The 23463-nt window shown below is 68.8% G+C and carries 20 protein-coding genes, 1 tRNA gene and 2 pseudogenes; 12 read left to right on the forward strand and 11 right to left on the reverse strand.

Annotated features, from left to right (window positions below):
• Positions 1-4: 4 nt before the first annotated feature.
• The gene (istB, locus tag ACXKR8_RS15475) at positions 5-778 is read left to right on the forward strand and encodes an IS21-like element helper ATPase IstB (protein ID WP_458267423.1); all 774 of its coding nucleotides are present in this window, start codon (positions 5-7) and stop codon (positions 776-778) included.
• Positions 779-868: 90 nt separating this feature from the next.
• Here the strand turns inward: istB and ACXKR8_RS15480 are convergent, their stop codons facing one another.
• From ACXKR8_RS15480 to ACXKR8_RS15495, 4 genes are read right to left on the reverse strand one after another with little or no spacing between them, the layout of a single operon-like run.
• Positions 869-1330 carry an SCO6880 family protein gene (locus tag ACXKR8_RS15480; RefSeq protein WP_458273486.1) on the reverse strand — a complete coding sequence of 154 codons (462 nt, stop codon included), beginning with the start codon at positions 1328-1330 and terminating at the stop codon, positions 869-871.
• Positions 1327-3003, reverse strand: a complete 1677-nt coding sequence (locus tag ACXKR8_RS15485; RefSeq protein WP_458273487.1) for a hypothetical protein — start codon at positions 3001-3003, stop codon at positions 1327-1329. The genes ACXKR8_RS15480 and ACXKR8_RS15485 overlap by 4 nt, the downstream gene beginning before the upstream one ends.
• Positions 3004-3060: 57 nt before the next feature.
• A complete protein-coding gene (locus tag ACXKR8_RS15490; RefSeq protein WP_458273488.1) occupies positions 3061-3816 on the reverse strand; it encodes a hypothetical protein in 756 nt (251 codons plus the stop codon).
• Positions 3817-3837: 21 nt separating this feature from the next.
• Positions 3838-4152 carry a hypothetical protein gene (locus tag ACXKR8_RS15495; protein ID WP_458273489.1) on the reverse strand — a complete coding sequence of 105 codons (315 nt, stop codon included), beginning with the start codon at positions 4150-4152 and terminating at the stop codon, positions 3838-3840.
• A 304-nt stretch (positions 4153-4456) separates the two neighbouring features.
• Here ACXKR8_RS15495 and ACXKR8_RS15500 point away from each other — a divergent pair, with 304 nt between their 5' ends.
• Together ACXKR8_RS15500 and ACXKR8_RS15505 are read left to right on the forward strand one after the other, a co-directional pair.
• Entirely contained in the window at positions 4457-4921 is a 465-nt protein-coding gene (locus ACXKR8_RS15500) for a hypothetical protein (RefSeq protein ID WP_458273490.1), read from the forward strand.
• A gap of 381 nt (positions 4922-5302) precedes the next feature.
• Positions 5303-6337 carry a C40 family peptidase gene (locus ACXKR8_RS15505; RefSeq protein ID WP_458273491.1) on the forward strand — a complete coding sequence of 345 codons (1035 nt, stop codon included), beginning with the start codon at positions 5303-5305 and terminating at the stop codon, positions 6335-6337.
• Positions 6338-6414: 77 nt separating this feature from the next.
• On the opposite strand, the gene ACXKR8_RS15510 is transcribed toward ACXKR8_RS15505, so the two are convergent.
• Together ACXKR8_RS15510 and ACXKR8_RS15515 are read right to left on the reverse strand one after the other, a co-directional pair.
• Positions 6415-6951: a hypothetical protein gene (locus tag ACXKR8_RS15510; protein WP_458273492.1), complete on the reverse strand. Its 537-nt coding sequence runs from the start codon at positions 6949-6951 to the stop codon at positions 6415-6417.
• 896 nt (positions 6952-7847) lie between these two features.
• On the reverse strand, positions 7848-8045 hold the full coding sequence (locus tag ACXKR8_RS15515) for a helix-turn-helix transcriptional regulator (RefSeq protein WP_458273493.1): 198 nt from the start codon (positions 8043-8045) through the stop codon (positions 7848-7850).
• Positions 8046-8427: 382 nt separating this feature from the next.
• On the opposite strand from ACXKR8_RS15515, the gene ACXKR8_RS15520 reads away from it, so the two are divergent.
• Both ACXKR8_RS15520 and ACXKR8_RS15525 read left to right on the forward strand, forming a co-directional pair.
• The gene (locus tag ACXKR8_RS15520; protein WP_458273494.1) at positions 8428-9072 is read left to right on the forward strand and encodes a helix-turn-helix domain-containing protein; all 645 of its coding nucleotides are present in this window, start codon (positions 8428-8430) and stop codon (positions 9070-9072) included.
• A gap of 182 nt (positions 9073-9254) precedes the next feature.
• Complete coding sequence (locus ACXKR8_RS15525) at positions 9255-10505, forward strand: tyrosine-type recombinase/integrase (RefSeq protein ID WP_458273495.1); 1251 nt, start codon at positions 9255-9257, stop codon at positions 10503-10505.
• Between the two features lie 632 nt (positions 10506-11137).
• Here the strand turns inward: ACXKR8_RS15525 and ACXKR8_RS15530 are convergent.
• Positions 11138-11209, reverse strand: a tRNA-Val gene (locus ACXKR8_RS15530).
• Positions 11210-11342: 133 nt separating this feature from the next.
• On the opposite strand from ACXKR8_RS15530, the gene ACXKR8_RS15535 reads away from it, so the two are divergent.
• Positions 11343-12587: a hypothetical protein gene (locus ACXKR8_RS15535; protein ID WP_458273496.1), complete on the forward strand. Its 1245-nt coding sequence runs from the start codon at positions 11343-11345 to the stop codon at positions 12585-12587.
• Positions 12588-12653: 66 nt separating this feature from the next.
• Positions 12654-12880 (forward strand): annotated as a pseudogene (locus ACXKR8_RS15540) (FmdB family zinc ribbon protein).
• A gap of 105 nt (positions 12881-12985) precedes the next feature.
• Here ACXKR8_RS15540 and ACXKR8_RS15545 read toward each other — a convergent pair.
• From ACXKR8_RS15545 to ACXKR8_RS15555, 3 genes are all read right to left on the reverse strand, one after another.
• Positions 12986-13846 carry an HAD family hydrolase gene (locus tag ACXKR8_RS15545; RefSeq protein ID WP_458273498.1) on the reverse strand — a complete coding sequence of 287 codons (861 nt, stop codon included), beginning with the start codon at positions 13844-13846 and terminating at the stop codon, positions 12986-12988.
• A complete protein-coding gene (locus tag ACXKR8_RS15550) occupies positions 13843-16497 on the reverse strand; it encodes a phosphoribosyltransferase (RefSeq protein ID WP_458273499.1) in 2655 nt (884 codons plus the stop codon). Before ACXKR8_RS15550 ends, ACXKR8_RS15545 begins: the two co-directional genes overlap by 4 nt.
• Positions 16498-16615: 118 nt before the next feature.
• Positions 16616-17797: an HpcH/HpaI aldolase/citrate lyase family protein gene (locus tag ACXKR8_RS15555; protein ID WP_458273500.1), complete on the reverse strand. Its 1182-nt coding sequence runs from the start codon at positions 17795-17797 to the stop codon at positions 16616-16618.
• A 312-nt stretch (positions 17798-18109) separates the two neighbouring features.
• Between ACXKR8_RS15555 and ACXKR8_RS15560 the strand changes: the two genes are divergently transcribed.
• From ACXKR8_RS15560 to ACXKR8_RS15570, 3 genes are all read left to right on the forward strand, one after another.
• Positions 18110-18412, forward strand: a complete 303-nt coding sequence (locus tag ACXKR8_RS15560; protein WP_458273501.1) for a DUF6412 domain-containing protein — start codon at positions 18110-18112, stop codon at positions 18410-18412.
• Between the two features lie 131 nt (positions 18413-18543).
• Positions 18544-19227: a YidC/Oxa1 family membrane protein insertase gene (locus ACXKR8_RS15565; protein WP_458273502.1), complete on the forward strand. Its 684-nt coding sequence runs from the start codon at positions 18544-18546 to the stop codon at positions 19225-19227.
• Between the two features lie 73 nt (positions 19228-19300).
• Positions 19301-20158, forward strand: a complete 858-nt coding sequence (locus ACXKR8_RS15570) for a TerD family protein (RefSeq protein WP_458273503.1) — start codon at positions 19301-19303, stop codon at positions 20156-20158.
• Positions 20159-20179: 21 nt separating this feature from the next.
• Here the strand turns inward: ACXKR8_RS15570 and ACXKR8_RS15575 are convergent.
• A pseudogene (locus ACXKR8_RS15575) lies at positions 20180-20851 on the reverse strand (Tellurium resistance); the annotation flags it as partial.
• A 367-nt stretch (positions 20852-21218) separates the two neighbouring features.
• Between ACXKR8_RS15575 and ACXKR8_RS15580 the strand changes: the two are divergent.
• Both ACXKR8_RS15580 and ACXKR8_RS15585 read left to right on the forward strand, forming a co-directional pair.
• A complete protein-coding gene (locus ACXKR8_RS15580) occupies positions 21219-22226 on the forward strand; it encodes a DUF2637 domain-containing protein (RefSeq protein ID WP_458273504.1) in 1008 nt (335 codons plus the stop codon).
• 54 nt (positions 22227-22280) lie between these two features.
• The gene (locus tag ACXKR8_RS15585) at positions 22281-23456 is read left to right on the forward strand and encodes an ROK family transcriptional regulator (protein WP_458273505.1); all 1176 of its coding nucleotides are present in this window, start codon (positions 22281-22283) and stop codon (positions 23454-23456) included.
• The last annotated feature ends 7 nt before the right edge of the window (positions 23457-23463 follow it).

A 23463-nucleotide genomic window follows, 5' to 3' on the forward strand; every position in this document is an offset into this window, starting at 1 on the left:
CGCCATGTCCTTCCCCAACCCGCCCGCCATCCCCGAGGAACTCGACAAGCTGATGCGCCGCATGCGCCTGCCCTACATGCGCAAGGCCGCCCCCGACGTCCTGGCCACCGCCCGCGCCCAACGCTGGGACCCCGCCGAGGTCCTACGGCTGCTGATCGCCGAGGAGGTCACCGGCCGCGACGCCGCCACCCGACGCCTTCGGCGTCACTCGGCGAACTTCCCCACCGGCAAGACCCTCGCGTCCTGGCGCACCGAGGATTCCACCATCCCCGAACCCACCCAGAACTCCCTGACGACCCTGGAATGGATCGGCCGAGCCGAGAACCTGGTCATCGCCGGTCCCTCGGGGACCGGGAAAAGCCACTTCACCGAGGGTCTGGCCCAGGCCGCGATCGAGAAGGACCTGAAGGTGGCCTGGTTCACCCTGGAGACCCTGACCGCCGCGATCGGCAAGTCGAAGGTCGACGGGTCCACCGCCCGCACCGTCGCCCGGATCTGCCGCGCTGATCTGATCGTTTTGGACGATATTGGCCTGCTGCCGGTCGGCGAGGACGCCGCCGAGGCGTTCTACCGCATCATCGACGCCGCCTACGAGCGCCGCTCCATCGCGGTGACCAGCAACATTCACCCCTCAGGCTTCGACACGATCATGCCCAAGACCCTCGCGGGTGCCAGCACCGACCGCCTCATGCACCACGCCCACCTCGTCACCACCACCGGCGACTCCCACCGCCTCGCCGAAGCCCTCGCCGGCAAGGGCGTGGTCCCTCTGAACTGACCTCCCCCACCCCAGGAGCACCACTGACCACAGGCCTGGGTTTCTGATGGCCACCAGCCTGGTGAACCCACGACCACCTACCTGGGGATCTCAATGACCGTTGACAAACGTCCTGTCGGTCCGGTTGTGGATCACGGCCATGGTCTGGCCGCTGCCGGTGTCCGCTTCGAGGATGGTCAGCGGCGCGAGGATGCCGGGCAGGTCCAACGTCGGGGCGTCGTTGTCACTTGCGGCCTTGGCAGCAGGGTTGAACGGCCCGGAGAGGAAACGATTCTGCCGACGGTTCCGCAGGAGGGTGAACGACATGTAGGCAACCGCCCATTCGTCTACTGTGCGTCCGGCGATCCGGACGTAGGCCAGGGCGACCAGGAGGAGGGACAGTGGCCAGGTCACGATTCCCGCCTGGATACGGGAAGCTGCCAGGGGCCAGATGGCCAGGAGGACGCCGCCGCCGAGCATGGCCGCGCGCTGCGCGGACATGCCGAACATGAACGCGACCTTCTCCTGCTGCCAGCCGAAGTACGTTCGTGATGCACTCGGGGTCTCGCTCACTGCGTTCCTCCTTCCTTCGGTGTGGCTGGGCCTGTGCTGTCAGCCGGGCGAGACGTCGACCCGGGAGCAGGGGAAACAGAACTGCTCGTAGTGGGCGGTGCGGCGGGGGCGACGGGAGGCGGTGGTGCCGCCGCCGGGTCTGCGGTCCCCCGTTGGCCTTGGCCTGTCGGCGGCAGACCGGCGGCAGCGGCGCTCCCCGGCGACTGCTGGGACTCACCCGCGTGCTGCTGCGGCGCTGCGGGAGCATCCGTGGAATCGAGATCCGACGGCACCGCAGGAAACTCGATCGTCGGCGGGTCGGAAGGCGAAGCCGAGGAGCTGGCCGAGGACTCCTCTGTTGGCGCACCCGTTGTGGGAAGGTCTGGAGTTCCCTCGACTTGGGCCTGCTGACTGTCCTGGCCCGATGTCTCGCTCGGAGGCTGGGCACCAGTCCAGTCGATCGGTGTCTGCTCGCCTCCGCTGCTGGAAACGGCGGACGCCGCGCCACCGTGACGGGGCACGTAACCTGCCGGCTGGGCACCGGGGTTGGCTTGCAGTCCCGCGTGGCCGGCCATCTTGTCCATTCCTCCCGCAAGGGAGTTGACCGCCTGCTGAGCAAGGCGCACACCAGCTGCCGCGATTATTCCGGCCGGGCCTGCCGCAGCGGCTGCGCCGGAGGCCGCACCTGCCCCGGACGCTGCGCCCGCGGCCTGGCCGCCGCCGCTGACGGCTCCGGCGACTTGACTGCCTCCCTTGCTGGCGAAGCTGGACATCGTCCGGTCAGCGGAAGCCGAGCCGAAGTCGTCCGGGGATACGCCCGAAGGGCCTCCGCCACCCTGGGCGCTGAGCCTGCCACCGGCGAATCCCAGAAGCGCGCCGAGTCCGGCACCTCCCCCGGCCTGGACGTTGGCGAAGCTGAAGAAGCGTGCGATGGAAGGCCAGGAGAGTCCGGCCAACAGCAGGACCAGCATCCCGGAGAGCGTCGTTTCCAGGTCCTGGGAGTCACCGGCGAGGTTGAACCCCAATGCGAAGACGAGTGCGACGATGGGCTTGAGGATGATCAACTGCACGGTCGATGTGACCAGCTTCGACCACCAGGATTTCGTGCCTTCGGAGACCATGCCTGCGGCGGAGATCGGCGACGTGGCGATCAGAACTGCGATGGCGGCGTTGCGCAGCAGCATCTCGAACCACAGCACAACGGTGAGCAGGATGCCGAGGATGCCGAAGATCAGCAGCAGGCTGCCGGTGTCTTGGGGGTCGTAGCGCACCAAGTTGGCGATCTTGTCGCTGAACGCCTTTGTGCCCCCGAAGCTGCTCTCCACGATCCACTTGGTGATCTCGTCGCTCGCGAGCAACGCAGTGCTGGCGATGCTCAGAGTGAGCATGAACGCCAGTGCTGCCTTCCCAACGCCCAGGATGCCTGTCGCCAGAGCAGACCCGTCATGCGTGACTGCCGTCCGGATGACTTGCCCTAGGAGCAACAACACAGCTACGAAGCTCGCCAGGCCGAGGGAAATCGCGTAGACGTTGCGGAGGCCCGTGGACGTGAGGTCGACATTCGGGATGGCGACGAAAGCGTGAGCAAACGACGTCAGCACCTTGGTGGCTGCATCGGCGAAACTCTTACAGATGGAGTCCCAGGCACTGGAAACGATGCTGTCGACGCCGTCGCCGATGATCGGGCCGGTCACACAGGTGATGGGGCTAGTGATGCAGGACATCTCACTCCCCCGGTTCGATCGGTGCGTTCATCGCTTCAGTTCCTGCCAGCCCTTGGCCGAGGCATCAGGGGATTCCGGCTGGGCGGACAGGCCGCTGTAGTCGGTGTTGTCGGATGGGGTGAGGATGTGCCAGTCCCCTGCGGACCACTTCATTTCGAGGGGGTAGACCCCCATGCGGGTCTGGATGCCCTGGCCCGGCGAACTCGTCGTGTAGGTCGCGAGGAGGAGCACCTTTGCGTCGTCCGCCGTGGCGGATTGGACCTGGTACTCAACGGGAGACAGCACTACCGAGGCGTTCGCCGGCGCCTGCCCGGTCGCGGGGAGTCCGAGCTGCTTGCGTGTGGCCGCAGGCCCCTGAGCCAGCTGCTGGGGAGCATCAGACCATGACTGATCGGCAACGAGGCGTCCCACAGCGGCGGCGCGGTCGGCATCCAAGGTGGAACCGATCTGACGCATGTACTCGACGGATGCCGAGACTGCGCCGACTGTCGAATGCGGATAGCCGATCCGCACACCATTTACGAGTTGCCGGCCCTCGACCAGCTCCAGCGAGCCGTTCAGAACCGAGGATGGAGCTGGCTTCGGGGATGAGCTGGACGGTACGGGGGTCGGCGCCCCCGGCAGCGGGATCGCTGCCGGCGGGGCATAGGTGCTGGGCGCGCGTGGGCCAAGCTGCGACTCGATCGCGACGCCCACTGCCACAGCGGCCAGAAGCGCGACAACGGCTGCGAGCACGAGCGGAAAGATCCGTCGCCGCTTGGGCGCGAGGAATGGGTTAGCCACGATGATGTCAGTCCTTGCCGACTACGCCGAAGCGCCGAAAACCGTGTTGATCATCGGAATGGCGCAGGCCGTGACGATGACTCCGCCGAGCGCCCAGATCAGCGCCCGCTTGCCCTTGTCAGCCGCGTCGGGCCGGTTGCTGAGGTGCCCGATGCCCATCAGACCGCCGGAGATCACTGCGGCCACGGCGCAGGCGATGAGCGAACCCCACTTGGCGTAGCTCAGCAGGAGGTTGGTCCCCTTGGAACCGTTCGTCGGGTCTGCCGGGGCGGGGTTGCTGACCGCATCGGCCAACAGGGTGTGCGCGGCGTGCACGACGTGCAGAGAAAGAGACATGTGGGCTCCAAATGCAACGGAGCGGTAGAACCGATACGAACCTGATACTTCCGGCTCGGATCGGTCACCCCCGTGGCAACGATCGTGCAGATAGGAAAGCCCAGTTGCTCCGTAGTGCGCCCTAGGGCGATGTTCACTCTGGCTAACGAGCTGTATGCAAACAATAAACAGACATAAAGACTGCCCGTCAACCAGAATTTATGTGACTGAGGTCACACGTATACAGAGCGTTCGCTATGGCGGCCCAGCATCACTGTGCGCAACGATGTGCCGATGGCGAGCAAGGGGAGGAACAGCGCCGACCATGAGCACTGAGGAACAGGAAGACTTCCACGAGGACGACCCGGAGCTTGGGTTCTTCGCCCAGCGACTGAACCGGCTATTCAGGTCCGTACACCCCAAGGACCGGCGCCCGTACAGCACGCCCGAAGCGGCGAAGAAGATCAACGCAGCCGCCGGCCGGTCTGTCATCTCGGCCACCTACCTCTGGCAGCTGAGGAAGGGGAAGCGCGCAGACCCCACGCTGAGCCGCGTTACGGCGATAGCCCGCCTGTTCAACGTGAAGCTCGATTTCTTCAACGAAGCGCGCCCCGAGGAGCCTTCGCGGCGGGAGCTCGCTCTCGCGCAAGCCCTTCAGAAGCCAGACATATGTGAGCTGGCCTGCCTGACTGACGGCCTGTCGCACGAGAGTACAGCCGCGCTCGTGACCCTCAGCCGATCCCTGCGGGCGATCGAGGGCCTTCCGCGGGAGCTGGCCCACGCCGCCTAGCAGGGCCCACCTAGCGGACAAAATCGACCCCTATGCCCGATTCACTCTATTTATTGGCAAACGAGAAGAGCCCCCAGGTGGGGGCTCTTCTCGTTTGCCAATCGTTACTTTCCGCCACCAGCCCATGGAGCCACTGGGTCCACCCAGGATGCTCAGGCCAGCCTCTCGCATCCCAATTCGGACATTACGTTCTCAATGCCGCATCAAGCTCTTCACTCTGGCTAATATCTGGCCGCACACCAAGAAGCCATGGTTGACATAATCATTCGCCATCAGCCTATCTTTAGCGACCCACGCCTTAGCTGTGGCGAATCAGGCAGACCATCACGCGCCCCAGAGTCCGCGGGAACGCATGTCGGGGCCCGACCATGAAGGGGGCTCATGAACAAGGCAGTGCTCGGCGTCACCGCTGGGCTTTCGACGCCGTTCGCACTGGTGATGATCGTTGCTCTCGCCGCAGGGGGAGCATCCGCCATCACGCCAGCGGCAGTGGGAACCACGAACTGCTCGACTCCTGTAGCTGTCGGCTCACCCGTCTCCAGCGGGCAGAACCTCACGAGCGAGCAGATCAACAACGCGCAGATCATCTACCAGGTCTCCGCAGACCTACAGCTCCCGCAGCAGGCCGCCGTGATCGCGATAGCCACCGCGATGCAGGAATCCAGCCTCGTCAATCTGCCGAACGGGGACCTCGACAGCGTAGGACTCTTCCAGCAACGCCCCAGCCAGGGATGGGGATCAGTCTCCCAGCTCATGGACCCTGTCTACGCGAGCAAGGCGTTCTACGCCCAGCTCGTCAAGGTTCCCAACTGGCAGAACCTCCCGGTGACGCAGGCAGCCCAAGCGGTCCAGCAGAGCGGCTTCCCGGACGCGTATGCGCAGTGGGAGAGCCTGGCTCGCCAACTTGTTGCGACGGTCAGCGGCGGTGCCACGAACTGCTCCGGGGGTAACGGCGACGGCAATGGCGGCGCGATCACGAGCCCGGTAAGCCTCCCGGCCGGCTTCACGCTACCCGCCGGAACACCCGTTGCGATCGTGACAGCTATCAAGTTCGGCGTCTCCAAGCTGGGTATGCCATACCAATGGGGCGGAACCGGGGACCCGAGCTACGACTGCTCCGGGCTGATGATGATGGCCTACCAGGCTGCTGGGGTCACGATCACCAGGACTACCTACACCCAAGTCAACGACGGCACCCCCGTCTACAACAGCGCTGACCTGAAGCCAGGCGATCTGATCTTCACCGCTGGAAGCGACGGAACCGTGAGCAACCCAGGTCATGTGGGAATGTTCCTGGGAGACGATCTTGTCCTGGACGCCCCCAGGACGGGGGAGAACATCGAAATCACCAAGTTCGACAACGGCTACTGGAACGCCCAGGCAGTGGCGTTTCGACGCATTGTGCGAAGCGCGTAGGGGCTGAGCGCACTCTCCGCCTTCGAGCAGAACAGCGGGCCCTCCCTCAGACTCCCCATGTTGGCTCTCGGTGAACCTCAGTCGGTTCCCAGCGCCTTGCGGGCAGCTACTTGAAGGGCACGGTCAGGCGGATGCTTCGCTTCCGCTGCGACTCGGAACCGTGACTCGAAGGAGGTCAGGCGGCCGGAGCCCCCACGAATCGCCTCGTGTGTCCAGTCCGTTGAGATCATCTCCCAGTCATACATCGCTTGTCGGAGCGCAGCGGCTGCATCGGCTACCTGCCGGGGGCCGGCGACGCCGACCGCAGAGGCGGCGGCGCTGAACTGTGTCCAGGCGTTGTGCGCTTCCTCGTAACGGGCCTGCCACTCGACTGCCGTGCTGCCGACCGCGTCGAGCTGATCGGCCACCTTCCAGAGGGCGTTGGACAGCTGCTTAGTGCTGGCGAGCAGGGAGACGTACGCGTCGCGTCGAATCTCGTCCCGCCACCGCTCCCGGTCTCGGTCATGTTGGTGGCGCATCTGGCGTGCCTGCCCGAGCGTAGAAAGGACACCCCCACCCAAGCCTCCGATTGCACCAACAGCTGCCCCCAGAACCACTGCGACGCTCGCGTCCATGGCAGCATTAGACCGCCTTAGGCCCAGAACCGAACAGGGCGCAATTGCGACTCCTGCATCGGGGGCGACCACGTTGAGGTCTGCTTTGCCGGCTCGATCCCAGGCGACCAGGTGAACCCTCTCGCCGCAGCGATGGCCGAGGTCGGCCCTCACTCCGGCGCCTCCCAATGTTCTGACCACCGAGGCCGTCCAGGCATTCACATCGGCCCGCCAACGCCAAGAGGTCCCCATCCCGGTCGGGATGGGGACCTCTCGCCTAACGGCCAGTCAGTGGCGGACCGTCCAGGAAGTCCTTTACTACGGACCGGCTGAAGGTGCCGCTGTCCGTGCTGACCCACTCATCAGCCCGACGGCGGTAGCCAAGCCACCGGACGAGCAGTCGGCCCGGAGCGACGTCAAGGATCTGACCCCGAACGTACATGCCGCCCTTGTCCTTCCAGGTAGAGACCCATAGGTGGCCAACCCAATGCTGAGGAGGCTGCTCCGCGTATCGGTCATGGGGATTGCTGTTCATTCTTCACTCCTGCGGTACGACATCACGAATGCGGGGACGGAAGACTGGAGCAGTCGGCTTTGCTCGACTGCAACCTCGGGGTGGACCGCGAATCGGCAAGTGCAGATCCCGGCACGAAGTCGTTCGACGCGCTGCGCTCATCGGCCGGCCTCCTTGAGGCGCTGCTTGTGAGCATGGGCAGCACTCCGAACTCCACTGCCACGCCAGGCCCTTACGTCTGCGGGTCGGTACCGGCGCTCTCCGTTGGCCCGGACGTACTGGGGGCCCCATCCATCTATCCCGACCTGGCACAGCTCGCCCGGAGCGATGCCCAGGTACTTCGCCGCTTCACTGATCGACCACCACGAGCGGTTTGACTGCGCCATAGAGGCGCTACCCCGCCTCATTTGCCACTCCGCGGCTGCGAGGCTCGCAGTTCAAGCCAAGCCCTAACGTCGGCCGGGGCGTACTGCCGATACCTACCGACTCGGAAGCTGCGCGGCGCAGTGCCCTTCCAATTCATCTGATACATGGTCTTAACCGGCACTCCAAGGAACTCGGCGGTCTCTCGGAGGCTCCACAGGCGCTCTGCGCTAGTCATGTGCACTCATCTCTCATTGCCTGTCGATTCGACAGAGCCTTCTGTCGTTTCGGCGTCTGATGAGAGCTTCGCCTGCCTGGCAATCTTCTGTCAAGACGACATTTGAACTTGTCGATATGACAGACGGGCCGCGCGTCTAACCTTCTCGATCCTGGCTTGGATCCCCCAGGCAGCGCGGTGAACTCGTGCCATGGAGGAAGCATCCTGTGCATTTGGCCTGGTCAGCTAGACCGCCGGCAGGCCATTCACTTCACGACGAAGCTCACTGTGACCGCACTAGTCATATCGACAGAGGAGATTGCTCAAAGTTTCGAACCTCTGTCGATTGCACAGACGACCTTGCTTGCGTACTGTGGTCGATAAGACAGACAAGGAGGTTCGCGTGACCAGCGGAGCAGATCCAATGGAACTGTCGGTCAGCGATGCCGTTGCACGGCGAATCAAGGAAGCCCGCGCGCGGCGCGGCTGGACGGCGAAGCAGTTGGCCGAACAGTGCGCCGCACGGGGTCTCACACGACTGACGCACTCTGTGCTGAACAACATCGAGTCGGGCCGCCACAACAACGCTGGCGAACGCAAACGCGACGTCAGCGTTGACGAGCTCCTGGGCCTGGCCCTGGTTCTCGACGTGGCCCCACTTCACCTGCTGGCACTGCCCGAGAGTGCTACAGGCGAAGTCGCGATCAGGCTGCTACCCGGCGTGGCTATCTCCGACAACCCTGATCTCCTTCTGTGGATGCGCGGGGAGAAGGCGCTACCCGAGAACGACGCGCGTCTCTACTACGCCTCTGCCATGGAGCGACTACCGGCCACGGACTCCCAGCGGACAACCGCAGAGTTCGCGCGGTCAGTACTACAGGACAGGGCCAAAGAGATCGTCCAGGGCTTCAACGAACAGACCGCTCAGCTTGCTGCCAGCGCTGCGGCACGAATGCAGTCTCTTGTAGCCGAAGCGGAGCAGGCGATCAGCAACGGGGCGAGCCTCGAAGAAGTGATGGCCCTGCTTAAGCAGGCCGGCGAAAGCTAGCGCCCGGGCACCGCCTGGAGGCAGTGCCCGACCCGAGGCGCGGCCGTTGAACCCGCCGCCGCGCCATTTTGGCGACTCCGCGTTCCTGCGCTGACCCAGGAACTCCCTCTGCCCCCTCATCGGCAACGGAAGCTCTTAAGCCTCTCTTTGTCATGCCCATTTAATAAGTGAGTTGGTGCAACATGTCCCGAGTCTGGATAGAAGACCGAATCAACCAGGCCGACTACAAGCAGGCGGTGCAGCGCGCCAAGTCGAGCAGTCGGACACCGCCGGGTCGATTCCGGGTGCGGTGGTACGACCCCGACGGCAAGCCCAGGTCGCTGACCTACCTGAAGAAGATCGACGCAGAACACAAGCGCGCCGAGCTCCAGATCAAGCTGGGAGACGGCAGCTACAGCGACCCTGGCGCAGGACGGACCAAGCTCGCCGAGGTGGCCGAATCCTGGTTCGCGTCCAAGGTCGACCTCAAGGTCAGCACCCGCAATCGCTACCGCGAACTGCTCGACCTCTACATCCTGCCGAGGTGGGGGACCACGGCCGTGGCCCGCATCCGGTTCGAGGACATCGTCACCTGGATGGGCGACCTTCTCGCAGATACGGTCAAGAGCGGGCGCCCGATGTCTCCCGCGAGCCTGCGGAAGATCCACATCGTGCTTCGCGCGGTGCTGGGCTTCGCGATGCGAAGCAAGAAGATCGCCACCAACCCGGCCGTGGGCATCCCCCTTCCTCGACTTGTTGCACCCGAGCACATTTACCTCAACCACATGCAGGTCGAGGACCTTGCCGACGCCTGCGGGCCCTACCGCACCTTCGTCCTATTCCTCGCCTACACGGGGGTGCGCTGGGGAGAAGCAAGCGCTATCCGGGTCGGCAGGGTTGACCTCAAGGCCCGGCGCGTCCGGATTGCCGAAGCCTGGTCGACGGACAAGTCGACGTTGGTCATGGGGACGCCGAAAACCCACGAACGACGCACGGTCCCGATCCCGCCCTTCCTGGCCAAGGACCTCGCTGCCCTGATGGAGGATCGCGGCCCGGAGGAGTTCCTGTTCACGGCCGAGAAGGGTGGGGTGCTCCTCAACCGGAACTTCGTCAGGCGCATCTTCGCTCCGGGCCTGGCAACCGCCGGCCTGACTGAGCTTGGCGTGACACCTCACGTGCTGCGGCACACGGCAGCATCCCTGGCCATCGCCAGCGGCGCTGACGTCAAGGTCGTGCAGACGATGCTGGGGCATAAGTCGGCCACGCTGACGCTCGACACGTATGGTCATCTGTGGCCCGACCGGTTGGACGAAGTGTCCGACCGCCTCGACCTCGAACGGACGAAGGCACTTGCCAAGGCCCGGAAGAAGGCGGAGAAGGCCGTGCGCAAGGCTCAGGAGCTAGCGGCGGAGTTGGCCGCTCTGGAGGCGACCGAGGTCCCTCTCGCGGCCTGATGTGTACTGAATGTGTACTGGAGCCCCTGACGGACAGTCATGCAAATTCCCGTCAGCCCGTCCGGTACGACAAAGGCCCAGGTCAGACGGTGTCTGACCTGGGCCTTGAATGGGGCCGCCTTCGGGATTCGAACCCGAGACCTACGCATTACGAGTGCGGAGGTCCACATCGGTCGGCGTCCGAATCAACCCCTGGGGCCGCCCCCACCGAGCGGGCAAGGGCAGGCTGCCACCCAACAAGATCAATCCCCATGTGTGCTAATTGTGTGCCGCGCGTCCGAGCTTCACCAGGAGTCTCCAACTGACCCGAAGGAACAAGGGGTTGATCCGGCGAGCGCGAGCGACATCCGCCTTTTTGGAGCCATGCTCATCCCAAGCAGCCCACGACAGGCACATGCGCCTGACCAGGGCATTCGCCGCAACCGGTGAGGGCAGGCTCGCGAGCGCCGCCATTTTGGGGCGGATGTCATCATGAAGGGCTGTCCGATTTGCCCTAGAAAATATCCGCCTTGCGCAGATTGCCCCGATTCGCGCTAGCCGTGACACCGCGCAAGTGGCTACATCCCACACAATGGCCGAGTCTCGCCTTGCGACTCGGCCACACCTCTGGCCTGCGGGTTTGTGGAACTGTGTGGGCGCAGACGGTTTCGAACCGCCGACATCCGCCTTGTAAGGGCGGCGCTCTACCACTGAGCTATGCGCCCGGGCCAGGGCAACAATACCTGCTCCCGGAAGGGTTCGGTGCCGGGCCTGGTGCGGCGCGGCGGGGGTGGGTGCGAGGATGGGGCGCGCGGGCCGGAGTGGCCTGGTGGGCGATGCTTGCGAGCGGGAGACGACGTGGCTGGCGGATCAGCGCGGTGGCGGCGCGGCGAGGGTGTGCGCGCGGACGCACAGGCCGCGAAGGACGCCGCCGCGCAGGCGTTCTACGAGCTGGACACGGTGCAGCGGGACGTACGGATCTCGGTGGAGGTCGTGGCCGCCTCGGACAACTCCCCCGGCGCCCGCCGCGCCATCGCCGACTTCACCGCGCTGGGCAACCGCATCGACGAGGTCAGCGCCGCCTATATCTCCGCCCTCGACGCCCACGACCTGGACGCGGACGACCTCGACGCCGGCGCCGCCGCCCGGGCCCGGCAGCAGTTGGAGCAGTCCAAGCAGCAGTTGCTCTCGGTCAAGGCGGAGCTGGAGCGCTTCAACGGCTTCCTCGAACCGCTGGTCATCGCCGCCGAGACCCAGCTCGCGCAGGTGACCCCGGCGGTGGAGCGCGCCAAGCAGTCCTGGCTCGCCGCGAGCAACGCCCTGGACGCGGCCCGCGCCGCCCGCCTCGGCACGGACGACCTGGCCCGCCGGCTGGCCTCGCTCGGCCCGCAGCTGAAGCTGCTGGGCGAGGGCGCCGGACAGCACGGGGTGCAGACGATCCTGCGGACCGCCGCCGACGCGCAGCGCACCGCCGAGGCGATCCGCGCCGAGGCCGAGAAGCTGCCGGAGCAGGCCAAGGACATCGACAACCGGCTGGGCTCGCTCCGCACGCGCACCCAGGCGCTGGAGACCAGGTCGGGGAACATCGCCCCGGTGCTGAGCGAGTTGCGCCGCCGGTTCAGCTCCGCCTGCTGGCAGGACCTGCAGCATGTGCCTGAGCAGACCGAGACGGCGGTCAGGAACGCGCAGAACCGCCTCGCCGAGGCGTCAAAGGCACGGGACGAGCAGCGCTGGGCGGACGCCATCAGCATCCTCTCCACCGTTCGCGAGCTGCTGAGCACCGCTGACGTCTCGGTGGCGATCGTGAACGAGCGGCTGCACTCGCTCAACGAGGCGCAGCGGGCCCCGGAGGCCGAGATCGACAAGGCCCGCTTCGCACTGCGGGACGCGCAGCGGCTGGCGATGGCGGGGCGCAGCGCCCCGGACCCCCGGCACGCGGGGCCGCTGGACGCCGCGGTGGTCCGGTTGGACGCCGCGGCAACGGCGCTGACGGGTCGTCACCCGGACTACTGGCACTTCCTGACCGAGCTGGCCGCGGTACGGGAGACGGCCGCGCAGGTGGTGCAGTCGATCCGCGAGGAGCGGGGCGCGGGAGCCCGCTGAGGCTGCGGCTTCACACAGGCGGACGCCCCGCAGACCGGGGCGCCCCGCACGCCGTAGAGTACGGGCATGCCTCGCTATGACTACCGCTGCCGTTCCTGTGGCGCCACGTTCGAACTGCGCCGCCCGATGTCCCAGTCCGACGCCCCGGCGATGTGCCCGGCCGGGCACGACGACGTCGCCAAGCTGATGTCCATGGTCGCCGTCACCGGCACCGCCTCGGGCGGGAGCAGCAGTGCCGCCCCGCGGAGGGCGGAGGCGGCGGCGGTTGCTGCGGTGGAGGCTGCTGCAGCTGAGCCAGGTCGGCACACCGGCGCGGTCCGACCGGACCCGGCCGACAGCCAGTAGCAGAAGTAGCCGACCGACAGCCAGTAGCAGTAGTAGCCGGCCGACAGCAGTAGCTAGCCGACGGCGGTCCTGACCCGGACCCGGGCCAGCAGCAGGCGGACGATCTCCTCGCCCGCCGCGACGCCGACCTGCTCCAGCGCGGTGACCCCGGGGCCGACCCAGCCGCTGTCGGCCAGCTCGCCGTGTCCCGGCCGGTAGCCGGCGTCCGCGGCGAGCAGCAGTTCCGCGTCCAGCAGCGAGTCGCCGGCGGTGAGCACGGTGGACGCCCCGGTCCGCCGCTCGACCTCGGCCAGCGCGGCGGACTTGGTGAGCGGCTGCGGCACCAGGTAGATCTTCCGTCCCTGCAGCGACACCGTGTAGCCGCGCTCGTCGGCCCAGCCGGTGAGCTCGGCGACCCAGCCCGGCGGCAGCAGTTCCCGCTCGACCACCAGGTAGGCGAACAGGTCCTCGGCGACGCGGCGCTTGAGGGTCCACTCCGGGTCGGCGTCCAGCGCCAGGTGGTGCACGATCTCGTCCAGCGGTGCGCAGTTCTGCGCGAGCGTGGCCTTGATCTGGGCGTTCCAGTCCTCGTCGGTCACCCCGTCGACCAGCAGCTGGCCGCCGTTGGCGCAGATCGCGTAGTGCGGCGCCCAGCCCGGCACCGGTCCTGGCAGGTGCACCCGCTGGTACTGGGCCCTGGTCCGGGTGGTGACCGGGACGAACTCGGCCGCCGCGATCAGCTCGACCAGCAGCTCGGCGCAGCGCTCGGTCATGAACGACAGCGGCTTGCCGTGGTGCACCTCGACGGTGAGCAGCCGCGGCGCCAGCTCGTCGGCCATGTCCAGGGCCAGCGCCCTGGGCGAGTAGATCAGCGTGCGGTCCAGGTCGCTGCCGACCAGGAACCGGGTGGGTTTGGATGTGCTGAACGTGCTCATACGGCCGTCCCCTCGTCGCCGGTCGCGCCTCGTGTGTACTGGGGGTGGATCAGTCCGACACAGCTGTAGGGCAGGTCGTCGACCACCTCGACCGGTACGCCGCGCTGCTCGGCGAGCAGCCGGACGTGTCCCAGCTCCGCCTCGGCGCCCTTGCGGACCAGCACCCGCCAGGGCACCCGCCGCAGCAGCACCCGGGTGGTCTCGCCCACTCCTGGTTTGACCAGGTTCACACTGTTGATGCCGTACTCCTCGCTGATGCGCTCCATGGCGGCCCAGCCGGACCAGTCAGGTTCGCGGTCGGACGTGTCTGCGGCGGCACTGGCGCGGACGTCGGGAAAGCACTCGGTCACGGCGTCGAGGAACTGGTTGGAGACATCGCCGTCGGCGAGCTCGCGGTAGTACTTGGCGCCGTGGAACTCGTCGGGGCCGATCAGCCCCTCCCGAAGCACCGTACGCGACACCAGTCCGGAGACGGTGGAGTTGAGGCAGGCGGAGGGGATGAGAAAGTCCTCACGGGTGCCGAAGGTGCGGACGCAGTGGGCCGGGTCGGCCAGTACCGCCATCTCCGGGTTGAAGCCGGTGCCGGCCAGCGCCTCGGCCAACTCCCGGGTGATCGCGCCCTTTCCGGTCCAGCCGTCGACGAACACCACGTCGCCGGCATGGTGACGGTCCGCCAGGTAGCGCAGGGCCACGGTGTCGATGCCCCGGCCGCGGACGATGGAGACGGCGTAGTGGGGCAGTTCGAGGCCGTGCGCGTGCTGGGCCCAGCGCCGCATCAGGATGCCGACCGGGGTTCCGGCCCGGGCCAGCGAGGCGAGGACGACGCCGTGGCCGCGCTCGGCGAGGACGGTCTCGGTGACCACGGCGACCGCCTCGGCGATCCGGCCCGCGTACTGGCTCAGCGCCTGCTGGAACAGCTGCTGGTACTCGGCGCTGGGCTGGTACTCGACCGGCAGTGACTCGGCGTAGTGCGCGCCGCCCTGCTGGATCGCCTCCTCGCGCTCCTCGGTGGGGGCCTCCAGAGTGATCCCGGAGAGGTCCTTGAGCAGCCAGGACACCTCGTCCGCCCGGTAGGAGCCGAAGGCCGGCCCGTGCAGCGCCGGCGGCAGGGCAGCGGGCTCTGCCACAGGGGCGGCGCCTGCCGCGACAGCGACGGGACGCGGACGGTGGGCCGGGACGGTCACGAGCAGTACCTCGTCGGTGACATGGCGCAGTCGGTCGAGCAGACCGCGTCCGGGGGCGTGCAGCGGGGCTCGGTCGGCGGCGTCATCGATGACCAGCACGATCGTGTCGAAGCGGCGGGACAGGTCGCGGCCGGGCGCGACGTTGTAGGCGTAGCGCAGCCCGTCGCCGTCGGCGGGGGCGTCGTGCGCGGGGAAGGACAGCCGGGTACGGAGGGCGTAGCCGGGGTCGTCGACGGTCAGCGCGGGCGAGCGGGTGGTGGTGGAGAAGCGCACCTCGCTGTCCGCGCCGAATCGTTCCTGCAGCGCCCCGGCCAGCCGCAGCGGCGCATACATCAGCTCCTCGTAGCCGAGCACCAGCACCCGCCGAGGCGCTGCGGGCGTGGCTGCGCCGGCGGCGGAAACCGAGGCGGCAGCAGCGGGGTCGGCGACGGAAACCGCGGCGGCCGAAGCGGGCGCACCCAGCGAAGCGCCCGCGCCGGCCCAGGCGACTGCCGCCGCCACCCGCTCGGCCATCGCCGGCAGCGCGGCGTCCAGGCGGAGCCGGTCGGCGGCGGTGAAGCCGTGCCGGCCGCCGTCGGGGAGGCCGGTCGGCCAGCCGAGGTCGACCCGGGTGAGCGGGGCCTGCGGGCCGGTCGGCGGGAGTCCGCAGCCCTGCCGGGTCTCCTCGGCAGCGACCAGCGCCGCGCCGCGGGCCAGCACGTCCTCCGGCAGCTCCACCCTGCCGGTGGCGACGGCCGCCACCTCGATCCGGACGCCCAGGTCGGCGGCGGTCTTGGCGAAGCGCTCCCGGTCCGCGTCGCTGCGCAGGTCGACCAGCGCGGCGACCACATAGCGGGTCCGCGGGAAGCGCTCGTGCAGGGCGGCGATGGTGTTGAGCACGGTGGTGCCGGTGGAGAGTTCGTCGTCCACCAGCACCAGCGGTCCGCCGCCGCCCAGGAAGTCGGGGTCCGCGGGCAGCAGCAGGTGCGAGGTGGCGTGCGAGTGCTCCTCCTCGAAGCCGCCGACCGGCTCGACCCCGGTGACCGGCCGCCTGGTCGAGTGCAGGTAAGGCGCCGCGCCGCCGTCCGCGTCACCCAGCCCGTCCGCGTCACCCAGCCCGTCAGAGCCACCCAGCCCCACAGAGCCCCCCAGCCCGTCGGCGACGCAGTGGCCCAGGCCGGTCGCGGTCTCCGCGTAGCCGAGGACCACCGCGGAGGCCGCCTGGTCCGGCCCGAGCAGCTCGCGCACCGCGCGGCCCAGGTCGTAGCCGGTCCCGTAGACCACCGCGGGCAGCTGCGGGACGTGCTTGCCCAGCACCTGGGACACCAGGAGCTGCGCGCGCCGCGGATTGCGCCGCAGCGCCAGCCCGAGCAGATCCCGCACCGAGCGGTCCGGCAGCCGGACGCCGAGCCTGCGCTCGACCCACTCCCCTGTCCACATGCCGTCCGTCTGCATGCTGTCCGTCTGCCCGTACTGCTCAGTTCTCATCGTGCTGCTTTCGTCGATCGTGCATCCGGGCAGGCCCGCGCGTCAGTCCACGCCCCCACTCCATCATGGAGGAGTGACAGTAAGGTGTCCTCCAGACCTCATCCCGAACAAGCCCAGGTCACGGGCACAGGCAGGCGGCCAGCAGCTCGGCGAAGGTCACGCCCTCCCGCGAGACGCCGAAGACCGAGGCCCGCAGCATCACCCGCTGCGCCCAGGCCCGGTGCGGCTTCACTTCGTTCATCTTGTTGGTGTACGCCGACCGGAGCACCCCGCCGCCCGCGCGGTCCTGGTGCAGGATGTCCGCCGCGTCCGACCACTCCTCGTGGGTGGCCACGGACAGCGCGTGCACCGCGGGGACGTGGGTGGGGTGGATGCAGGTCTTGCCGAGCAGGCCGTTGGCTCGGTCCAGTTCGATCTCGCGGATCAGCCCGTCCAGGTCGTGGGCGATCAGCTTGCGCCGGACCGATTCGGTCGGCGGCTCGGTCCCGGCGAACGGGCTGCTGCGCAGCTGCGGCTTGAACTTGCGCTCCTGCACCGGGAAGTACTCCCAGACCGGTCCGGTGATGGTGTAGCCGGTGCCATTGGCGCGGCCGAGCACGTTCACCACGTCGCCGATCACCGAGGCGACCAGCTGGACGTCGTACGCGCTGAGGTCCGGCGGACGCCGCAGGCCGTAGGCGGAGCAGAGGTCGGTGACGCCGAGCCGTACCGCCAGGATCGCCTCGCGGTGCTTCTCCAGTACCCGGGCTATGCCGGCCAGGGTGTCGTGCCGGGTCTCCAGGTGTGCCAGCTCGGGGGATTCCAGCACCGGCATCCCGAACAGCCGCAGCCCGGTGCTGCTGCGCACCTGCTCCAGCGCCTCCAGGAAGGGCAGCCCGGTCTCCTCGGTGAACTTGGGCATGACGAAGCCGGACAGCACCGACAGGGCCGGCCCCAGCCGGGCGGCGAGGTCGGTGATCTGCTCGGGGTGCCGGACCCGGACGAACAGCAGCGGGGTCTGCGCCCCGGCCTCGGCCTGCTCGGCGGCCAGCAGCGGCAGCTGCCGCACCAGGTTGGCCTCGGCGTCCGCGACCTCGGAGTCGTCGATGGCGTCCTCCAGGCAGAGCACCATGGAGATGACGCCGTTGGCGGCCTGCTTGCGGATGTCCTCCAGCAGGCGCGGCCGGGTGGCGGGCGAGTAGAGGGTGGCCCCCAGCGCCGTCGACAGCACGGCGGCTTCACTGTCCCGGTTGAAACTCGCGGGCTCACGCAGGAAGAGACGTGTTCGCGTCTCCCCGTCGAGCTGGCTGAAATGGCGCATGGGCCCCTTCCCTGGTGAGTCTGCGAGTGCGTGCTACGTCCGGGGTCCACCGGGGCCGTTGACGGATTATCGTACGTAAGAAGCAGTGATAAATCAGCCAGGAAACGCGTTGTTCTCCCAAGCGTGGCTGCCGCTTAACACACATGTCCTGCACATCGCCACGCCCACCAGCATGAACGCGCCACCGGGTTTCCGCACCGCGACGCCGTCCACATACCTGCACTACCCCGACATTGCTTGCGGATGGGTCGAGGTGCTGCATAGTGTCGCCACAGACCACCCGATGGCAAGCCCGCACCGAAGGAGGACCCGTTGCAGCGTGTCACCGCCCTCCTCTGGGGCCTGCTGGGCCTGTCCGGGCTGCTGCTCACCGACCAGGCAGCCGGGGCCGGGCTGGCCGTGCTCGCCGCCGGCGCGGGCCTGCTGCTGCTGGCCGCGCTGACCGCCACCGGCGCGATCGGCGCCGCTCCCGGCGGCCAGTCGCCGCACGCCGTGCGCAGCACCGCGGTCAGGCGCAGGGCCTGGCGCACCGCCTTCCTCCCCCAGCGCGACCCCGACGGACGCGGCCGCTGCCGTCCGCGAGCACCGGGCCGGAGCCCGGCAGCCGCGTTCTAGGCCCGGGTCGCACACGCACGTCCCCACCCGCACAACCCACCGCACCCCACCCGCCCCGCCCGGCCCCGCCGAATGAACACGGCTGTCCTCCCGCGCACTGTCATCCCTGACAACCGGAGGGCTCAGCCACCATGTCCGTCTTCGCATTCCTCGATGTCCCCACCGTCCACGTCCAGCACGCCGTCGTCGCCCTGGCCGGTGACATCCACCCGCTGCTCGGCGCCACCGCGACCGCCGCCGTGATCGTGCTGACCACCGCGCTGGTCCGGCTCGCCCTGCACCCGCTGGCCCGGCGCCAGGTCCGCGGCGAGAAGCTGCGCGCCAGGATCGCCCCGCAGCTCAAGGAGCTCACCACCCGCCACAGGAACGACCCGGCCCGGCTCAGGGAGGCCCAGCTGGCGCTCTACCGCGCCGAGGGCGCCTCCCCGCTCTCCGGCCTGCTGCCCAGCCTGCTGATGTGGCCGTTCATCGCGGTGCTGTACCGGCTGTTCAGCCTGCCGGTGCTCGGCGGCCACGCCAACACCCTGCTCACCGGCACCCTGGCCGGGATCCCGCTCGGCACCCACCTCACCGCCGCGGCGACCGGTCAGCTCCCGGTCTTCCTGGTGCTCTACGCCCTGCTCGCGGTGGTCGGCCTGATCGCCTTCCGCCGGGCCCGCCGGACCGTCGACCCGACCGCCCCGGGAGCCTCCGTGCTGCCCTATCTCTCCTTCGGCACCGTGCTGTTCGCCGCTTTCGTGCCGCTCTCGGCCGGGCTCTACCTGCTGACCACCACCAGCTGGACCCTGGTCGAACGCGCCCTGCTCCACTCCTGAGCGGATCCGGTAGGTCTACCCTTGTGCCGTCACACCGGCGGGGACGTCCAAAGAGGGAGTGCATCAACTCGCGATGACCAAGGTCATGCCCAAGGGCTCCAACACTCCGCTCTCGAACGTCGGCGCGGTGCGGGCGGTGCTGCGCTGGCGCGTGGTCGCCGGGGCGCCGGACGTGGACGCGTCGGCGCTGCTGCTCGCACCGGACGGGCGGGTCCGCTCCGACGCGGACTTCGTCTTCTACAACCAGCCCCGGCACCCCAGCGGGATGGTCCGGCACCTGCGCAAGGCCCGGCTCGGCGAGGAGGTCACCGACACCGTCGACATCGACCTCGGCAAGCTCTCCGAGGAGATCGACCGGGTCGTCGTCGGTGCCTCGGTCGAGCACGGGAGCTTCGACGAGATCCCCGGCCTGCACATACTGCTCTACGACATCGCCGGCGGCCCCAGCGCGGAGGCGCTGGCCCGCTTCGACATCACCGACACCGCCGGGGTCACCGCGCTGCTCTGCGGGGAGCTGTACCGCAGGGGCGGCGGCTGGAAGTTCCGCGCGATCGGGCAGGGCTACTCGTCCGGCCTGGTCGGCCTGGCCACGGACTTCGGGATCACCGTCGAGGAGGAGCCGGAGGCCCCGGCCGGGGCGGAAGCCGAGAGCAGTACCGCGGCAGAACCCGAGACCGCCGTCCAGCCGGCTCCCGAGCCCGAGCCGGAGACCGCCGCCGCCATCCCCCCGCTGCCCTCCCAGCCGCCCACCCCGCCGACCCCGCAGCCGGCCGTGCCGCAGAGCTCCGGACCGCAGAGCCCCGGACCGCAGGCCCCGGTCCAGCCGTCCGGCTACGGCTATCCGCCGCCCCACCAGCCGGCCCTGCTGCCGGAGCCGCCCGGCTTCACCCTGCCGCTGCAGGGCCCCCAGTTCCAGTCGGCCGGCCGCTAGTCGAGTCAGCCGCTGACCGACCTACCCGCTGACCGGTTTGTACCCCCGCTGCCACTGCAGGCCGAAGCCGTACAGCCGGTCCAGTTCGGCCTGGAACCCGTAGACGTACTTGACCTCGCGGCGCACCACCAGGTTCCCGCCCTTGTTCTCGATCAGCGCCACCGCGCAGGACCGTGCCTGCGGCGCCCGCTGGTCCAGCTTGACCTCGATCGGCGGGCCGCCCGGCAGGAACAGCGTCACCAGCGCGTGCGCACGGTCGAAAGCGGGGGTTTCGTCGTAGATGTAGACGAAGATCAGGATTCGTTTGAACTCGTCCTTCTTGCCCAGGTCGATGTACATCATCTCGCCCGAGGGCGCGCCGGCCCGGTCGTCCCGGCTCAGTTTGATGTACGGGGCGCGCTGCAGGTCGCCGAAGAAGTTGCCCAGCGGCTGGACCACCCCCTTGGTGCCGTCCGCGAGTTCGTACATGCAGCCCAGGTCCAGGTCCACCGCCATGATCTGACTGCTCGACGGCGGCATCTCCATCGGCCGGAACAGCGCCGGGCGCAGCAGCCCGCGCCAGCCGCTGCCCGGGTCCCGACCCGAGCGGTCCTCCTCGCGGGCCGTCCAGTGCAGGTTGACCTGCAGGGTTCCATAGCCCGTGCCCAGTTCGGTCAGTGAGACGGCCGGTGACCCTTGGTCAGCGTCAACCGCTCGATTCCCGGCCCGAACGACTGGTCGGTCTTGTTCAGAAAGTCCCTCAGCCCCGCCACTGCCCCCACCCCTCCGCGTCCCGACTCCGGGACTCCATCAGCGAGTTACCCAGTTCGGGGCCGCCCCGCACCACTCTGCCGCATCGGTCCGTGCGGTCTTCCGCCGACCCGTCAACACCAATGACTGGTGGTCACAACTGACTCATGCGTACGATGCGTGCTCTCCCGACGCGATATCGTCTCCTCGCACGCGTGCCGCGGCGTCAACTCCGCCATCCCCGGGGGAGACACCGCCCCGGGGGAGACACCGCCGTCGCAACCCCTTACTCCTGAGTGCCGCCCGATCCCGAAGCCGAGGCTGACCCGGTATGACTCTTACATCCATACAACTGGTGTGGCTGGCCGTCGGCTGCGCGATCGCCCTGGTCATCGCCGTGGTGATGGGCCTGCTGCGCACCAAGAAGCCCAGGCACGCCGCCGAACCCACAGACGCCTGGGAGCGCAGCGAGGAGCGCCGCCGCCGCAAGGAGCGGCTCTACGGCAGCGCCTCCTACGTCCTGCTGTTCGCCTGCGCCTCGGTGGCCGCCGCGCTGTCGTTCCACGGACTGGTCGGTTTCGGCCAGGAGAACCTCAGCCTCACCGGCGGCTGGGAGTACCTGGTCCCGTTCGGTCTGGACGGCGCCGCGATGTTCTGCTCGGTGCTGGCCGTCCGCGAGGCCAGCCACGGCGACGCCGCCCTCGGCTCCCGCATGCTGGTCTGGGCCTTCGCCGGCGCCTCGGCCTGGTTCAACTGGGTGCACGCCCCGCGTGGCGGCGACCACAACGGCGCCCCGCAGTTCTTCGCCGGCATGTCGCTCTCGGCCGCCGTGCTGTTCGACCGCGCGCTGAAGCAGACCCGCCGGGCCGCGCTGCGCGAGCAGGGCCTGGTGCCCCGCCCGCTGCCGCAGATCCGGATGGTCCGCTGGCTGCGCGCGCCTGTCGAGACCTACCAGGCCTGGTCGCTGATGCTGCTGGAGAACGTCCGCACCCTGGACGACGCGGTCGAGGAGGTCCGCGAGGACAAGCGCGAGCGCGAGGCCGCCGCCGCCCGTCAGCGCAGCGAGAACCGGCGCGAGCGCGCGGAGTTGAAGGCCATCTCGCGCTCCGCCCCGCTGCGTGAGCTGACCACGCTGGAGGCCTCCGGCAACGGTGAGGCCGCCGCCGCGCTGGAACCCGCCGCGCCGCGCGGCCTGCCGTCCCGGCGCCGCCGCACCGACGCGCTGGAGGCGCCCGCCGCCCCGTCCGGCTACCTGAGCGGATCCGCCGAGGAGGAGCCGCTGCCCCGTCTGGACTCGCTGGAGAAGAAGCTCAAGGACCTCGAGCAGCAGTTCGGCTAGCACTTCTGCCTAGCTACTGACGGCCGGGCCTGGCAAGAGCACTAAAGTAAGTGCATGATTGCCAGGCCCGCGACCTCCTCCACGCTCAAGGAGATCAACCTCCGGACCGTCCTAGACGTGATCCGCGCCGCACCACCGGTCTCCCGTGCGGAGATCGCTCGGCGTACCGGAATCTCCAAGCCGACTGTCTCAGCGCTGCTCCAGGACCTTCTGGAGATGGGCCTGGTCACTGAGACGGTCCGCGCCGAGCTCGGTCCCACCTACGGCGCGCTGTTCTTCGCCCCGCGCCCCGAAGCCGCCTATGTGCTGGCCCTGGACGTCGGCGCCCGCCGGCTCCGCGGCGCGGTCGCCGACCTGGACGGGACGGTGCGCATCCGTCGCGACCTGACCGTCGAGGGCATGGACGCCCCCAGGATCGTGCTGGCCGGGAGCGAACTCGCCCAGGAGCTGTGCGCCGAGGCCGGGATCGAGCGCTCGGCGCTGGCCCATGCCACCGTCGGCGTCCCCGGCGTGGTCGACCGCCGCGACGGCCGGATCTGGGAGGCCACCAACATCCCCTCCCTGGACGGCTTCATCGCCCAGGACGCCTTCGAGGCGGCGCTGGGGCTGCCGGTCACGGTGGAGAACGACATCCATCTCGCCGCGCTGGGCGAGCAGCGCCACGGCACCGGCACCGCGGCCGAGAGCTTCACCTTCCTCTCGGTGGGCACCGGCGTCGGCGCGGGCCTGGTGCTGCAGGGCGAGCTGCACCGCGGCTTCGCCGGCGCGGCCGGCGAGCTGGACTGCGCGGTGGACCCGGACGTGTTCGACTCCCAGGACCCCTGCGCGGCCGCGCTGCTGCACTTCGCGGTGGCCCTGCTGCCGGAGGAGGCCGCCAAGGGCCCGCTGACCACCGAGCGGGTCTTCGCGCTGGCCCGGGAGGGCCACCAGGGCGCGGCTGCGGTCCTGGACGAGGAGGCCCGGCGGATCACCGGCTATCTGGCGCCGGTCGCCGCGGTGGTGGACGTGGAACTGGTGGTGCTGGGCGGCGGCATCGGCCTCAACGGCGATCTGCTGCTGGACCGGATCCGCGAGCGTCTTGCCGCCCGGCTGCCCTACCCGCCCCGGGTGGAGGTCTCCGCCCTGGGCGACGCCGCGGTGCTGACCGGGGCCGTCTCCGTCGCCACCCGCGCCGCCCTGGAGCAGATCCTCACCCTGCGCTTCGCCCCCTCGGGCCACCGGCGGCCCTGACGCAGGG

The sequence above is a fragment of the Streptacidiphilus sp. PAMC 29251 genome, assembly GCF_054208735.2.

Excerpts from the sequence above, each read along its gene's own strand:
- istB (WP_458267423.1), top strand. The coding sequence starts at position 5 with ATGTCCTTCCCCAACCCGCCCGCCATCCCCGAGGAACTCGACAAGCTG.
- ACXKR8_RS15495 (WP_458273489.1), bottom strand. The coding sequence starts at position 4,152 with ATGTCTCTTTCTCTGCACGTCGTGCACGCCGCGCACACCCTGTTGGCC.
- ACXKR8_RS15500 (WP_458273490.1), top strand. The coding sequence starts at position 4,457 with ATGAGCACTGAGGAACAGGAAGACTTCCACGAGGACGACCCGGAGCTT.
- ACXKR8_RS15505 (WP_458273491.1), top strand. The coding sequence starts at position 5,303 with ATGAACAAGGCAGTGCTCGGCGTCACCGCTGGGCTTTCGACGCCGTTC.
- ACXKR8_RS15510 (WP_458273492.1), bottom strand. The coding sequence starts at position 6,951 with ATGGACGCGAGCGTCGCAGTGGTTCTGGGGGCAGCTGTTGGTGCAATC.
- ACXKR8_RS15515 (WP_458273493.1), bottom strand. The coding sequence starts at position 8,045 with ATGACTAGCGCAGAGCGCCTGTGGAGCCTCCGAGAGACCGCCGAGTTC.
- ACXKR8_RS15525 (WP_458273495.1), top strand. The coding sequence starts at position 9,255 with ATGTCCCGAGTCTGGATAGAAGACCGAATCAACCAGGCCGACTACAAG.
- ACXKR8_RS15545 (WP_458273498.1), bottom strand. The coding sequence starts at position 13,846 with ATGAGCACGTTCAGCACATCCAAACCCACCCGGTTCCTGGTCGGCAGC.
- ACXKR8_RS15550 (WP_458273499.1), bottom strand. The coding sequence starts at position 16,497 with ATGAGAACTGAGCAGTACGGGCAGACGGACAGCATGCAGACGGACGGC.
- ACXKR8_RS15555 (WP_458273500.1), bottom strand. The coding sequence starts at position 17,797 with ATGCGCCATTTCAGCCAGCTCGACGGGGAGACGCGAACACGTCTCTTC.
- ACXKR8_RS15565 (WP_458273502.1), top strand. The coding sequence starts at position 18,544 with ATGTCCGTCTTCGCATTCCTCGATGTCCCCACCGTCCACGTCCAGCAC.
- ACXKR8_RS15570 (WP_458273503.1), top strand. The coding sequence starts at position 19,301 with ATGACCAAGGTCATGCCCAAGGGCTCCAACACTCCGCTCTCGAACGTC.
- ACXKR8_RS15580 (WP_458273504.1), top strand. The coding sequence starts at position 21,219 with ATGACTCTTACATCCATACAACTGGTGTGGCTGGCCGTCGGCTGCGCG.
- ACXKR8_RS15585 (WP_458273505.1), top strand. The coding sequence starts at position 22,281 with ATGATTGCCAGGCCCGCGACCTCCTCCACGCTCAAGGAGATCAACCTC.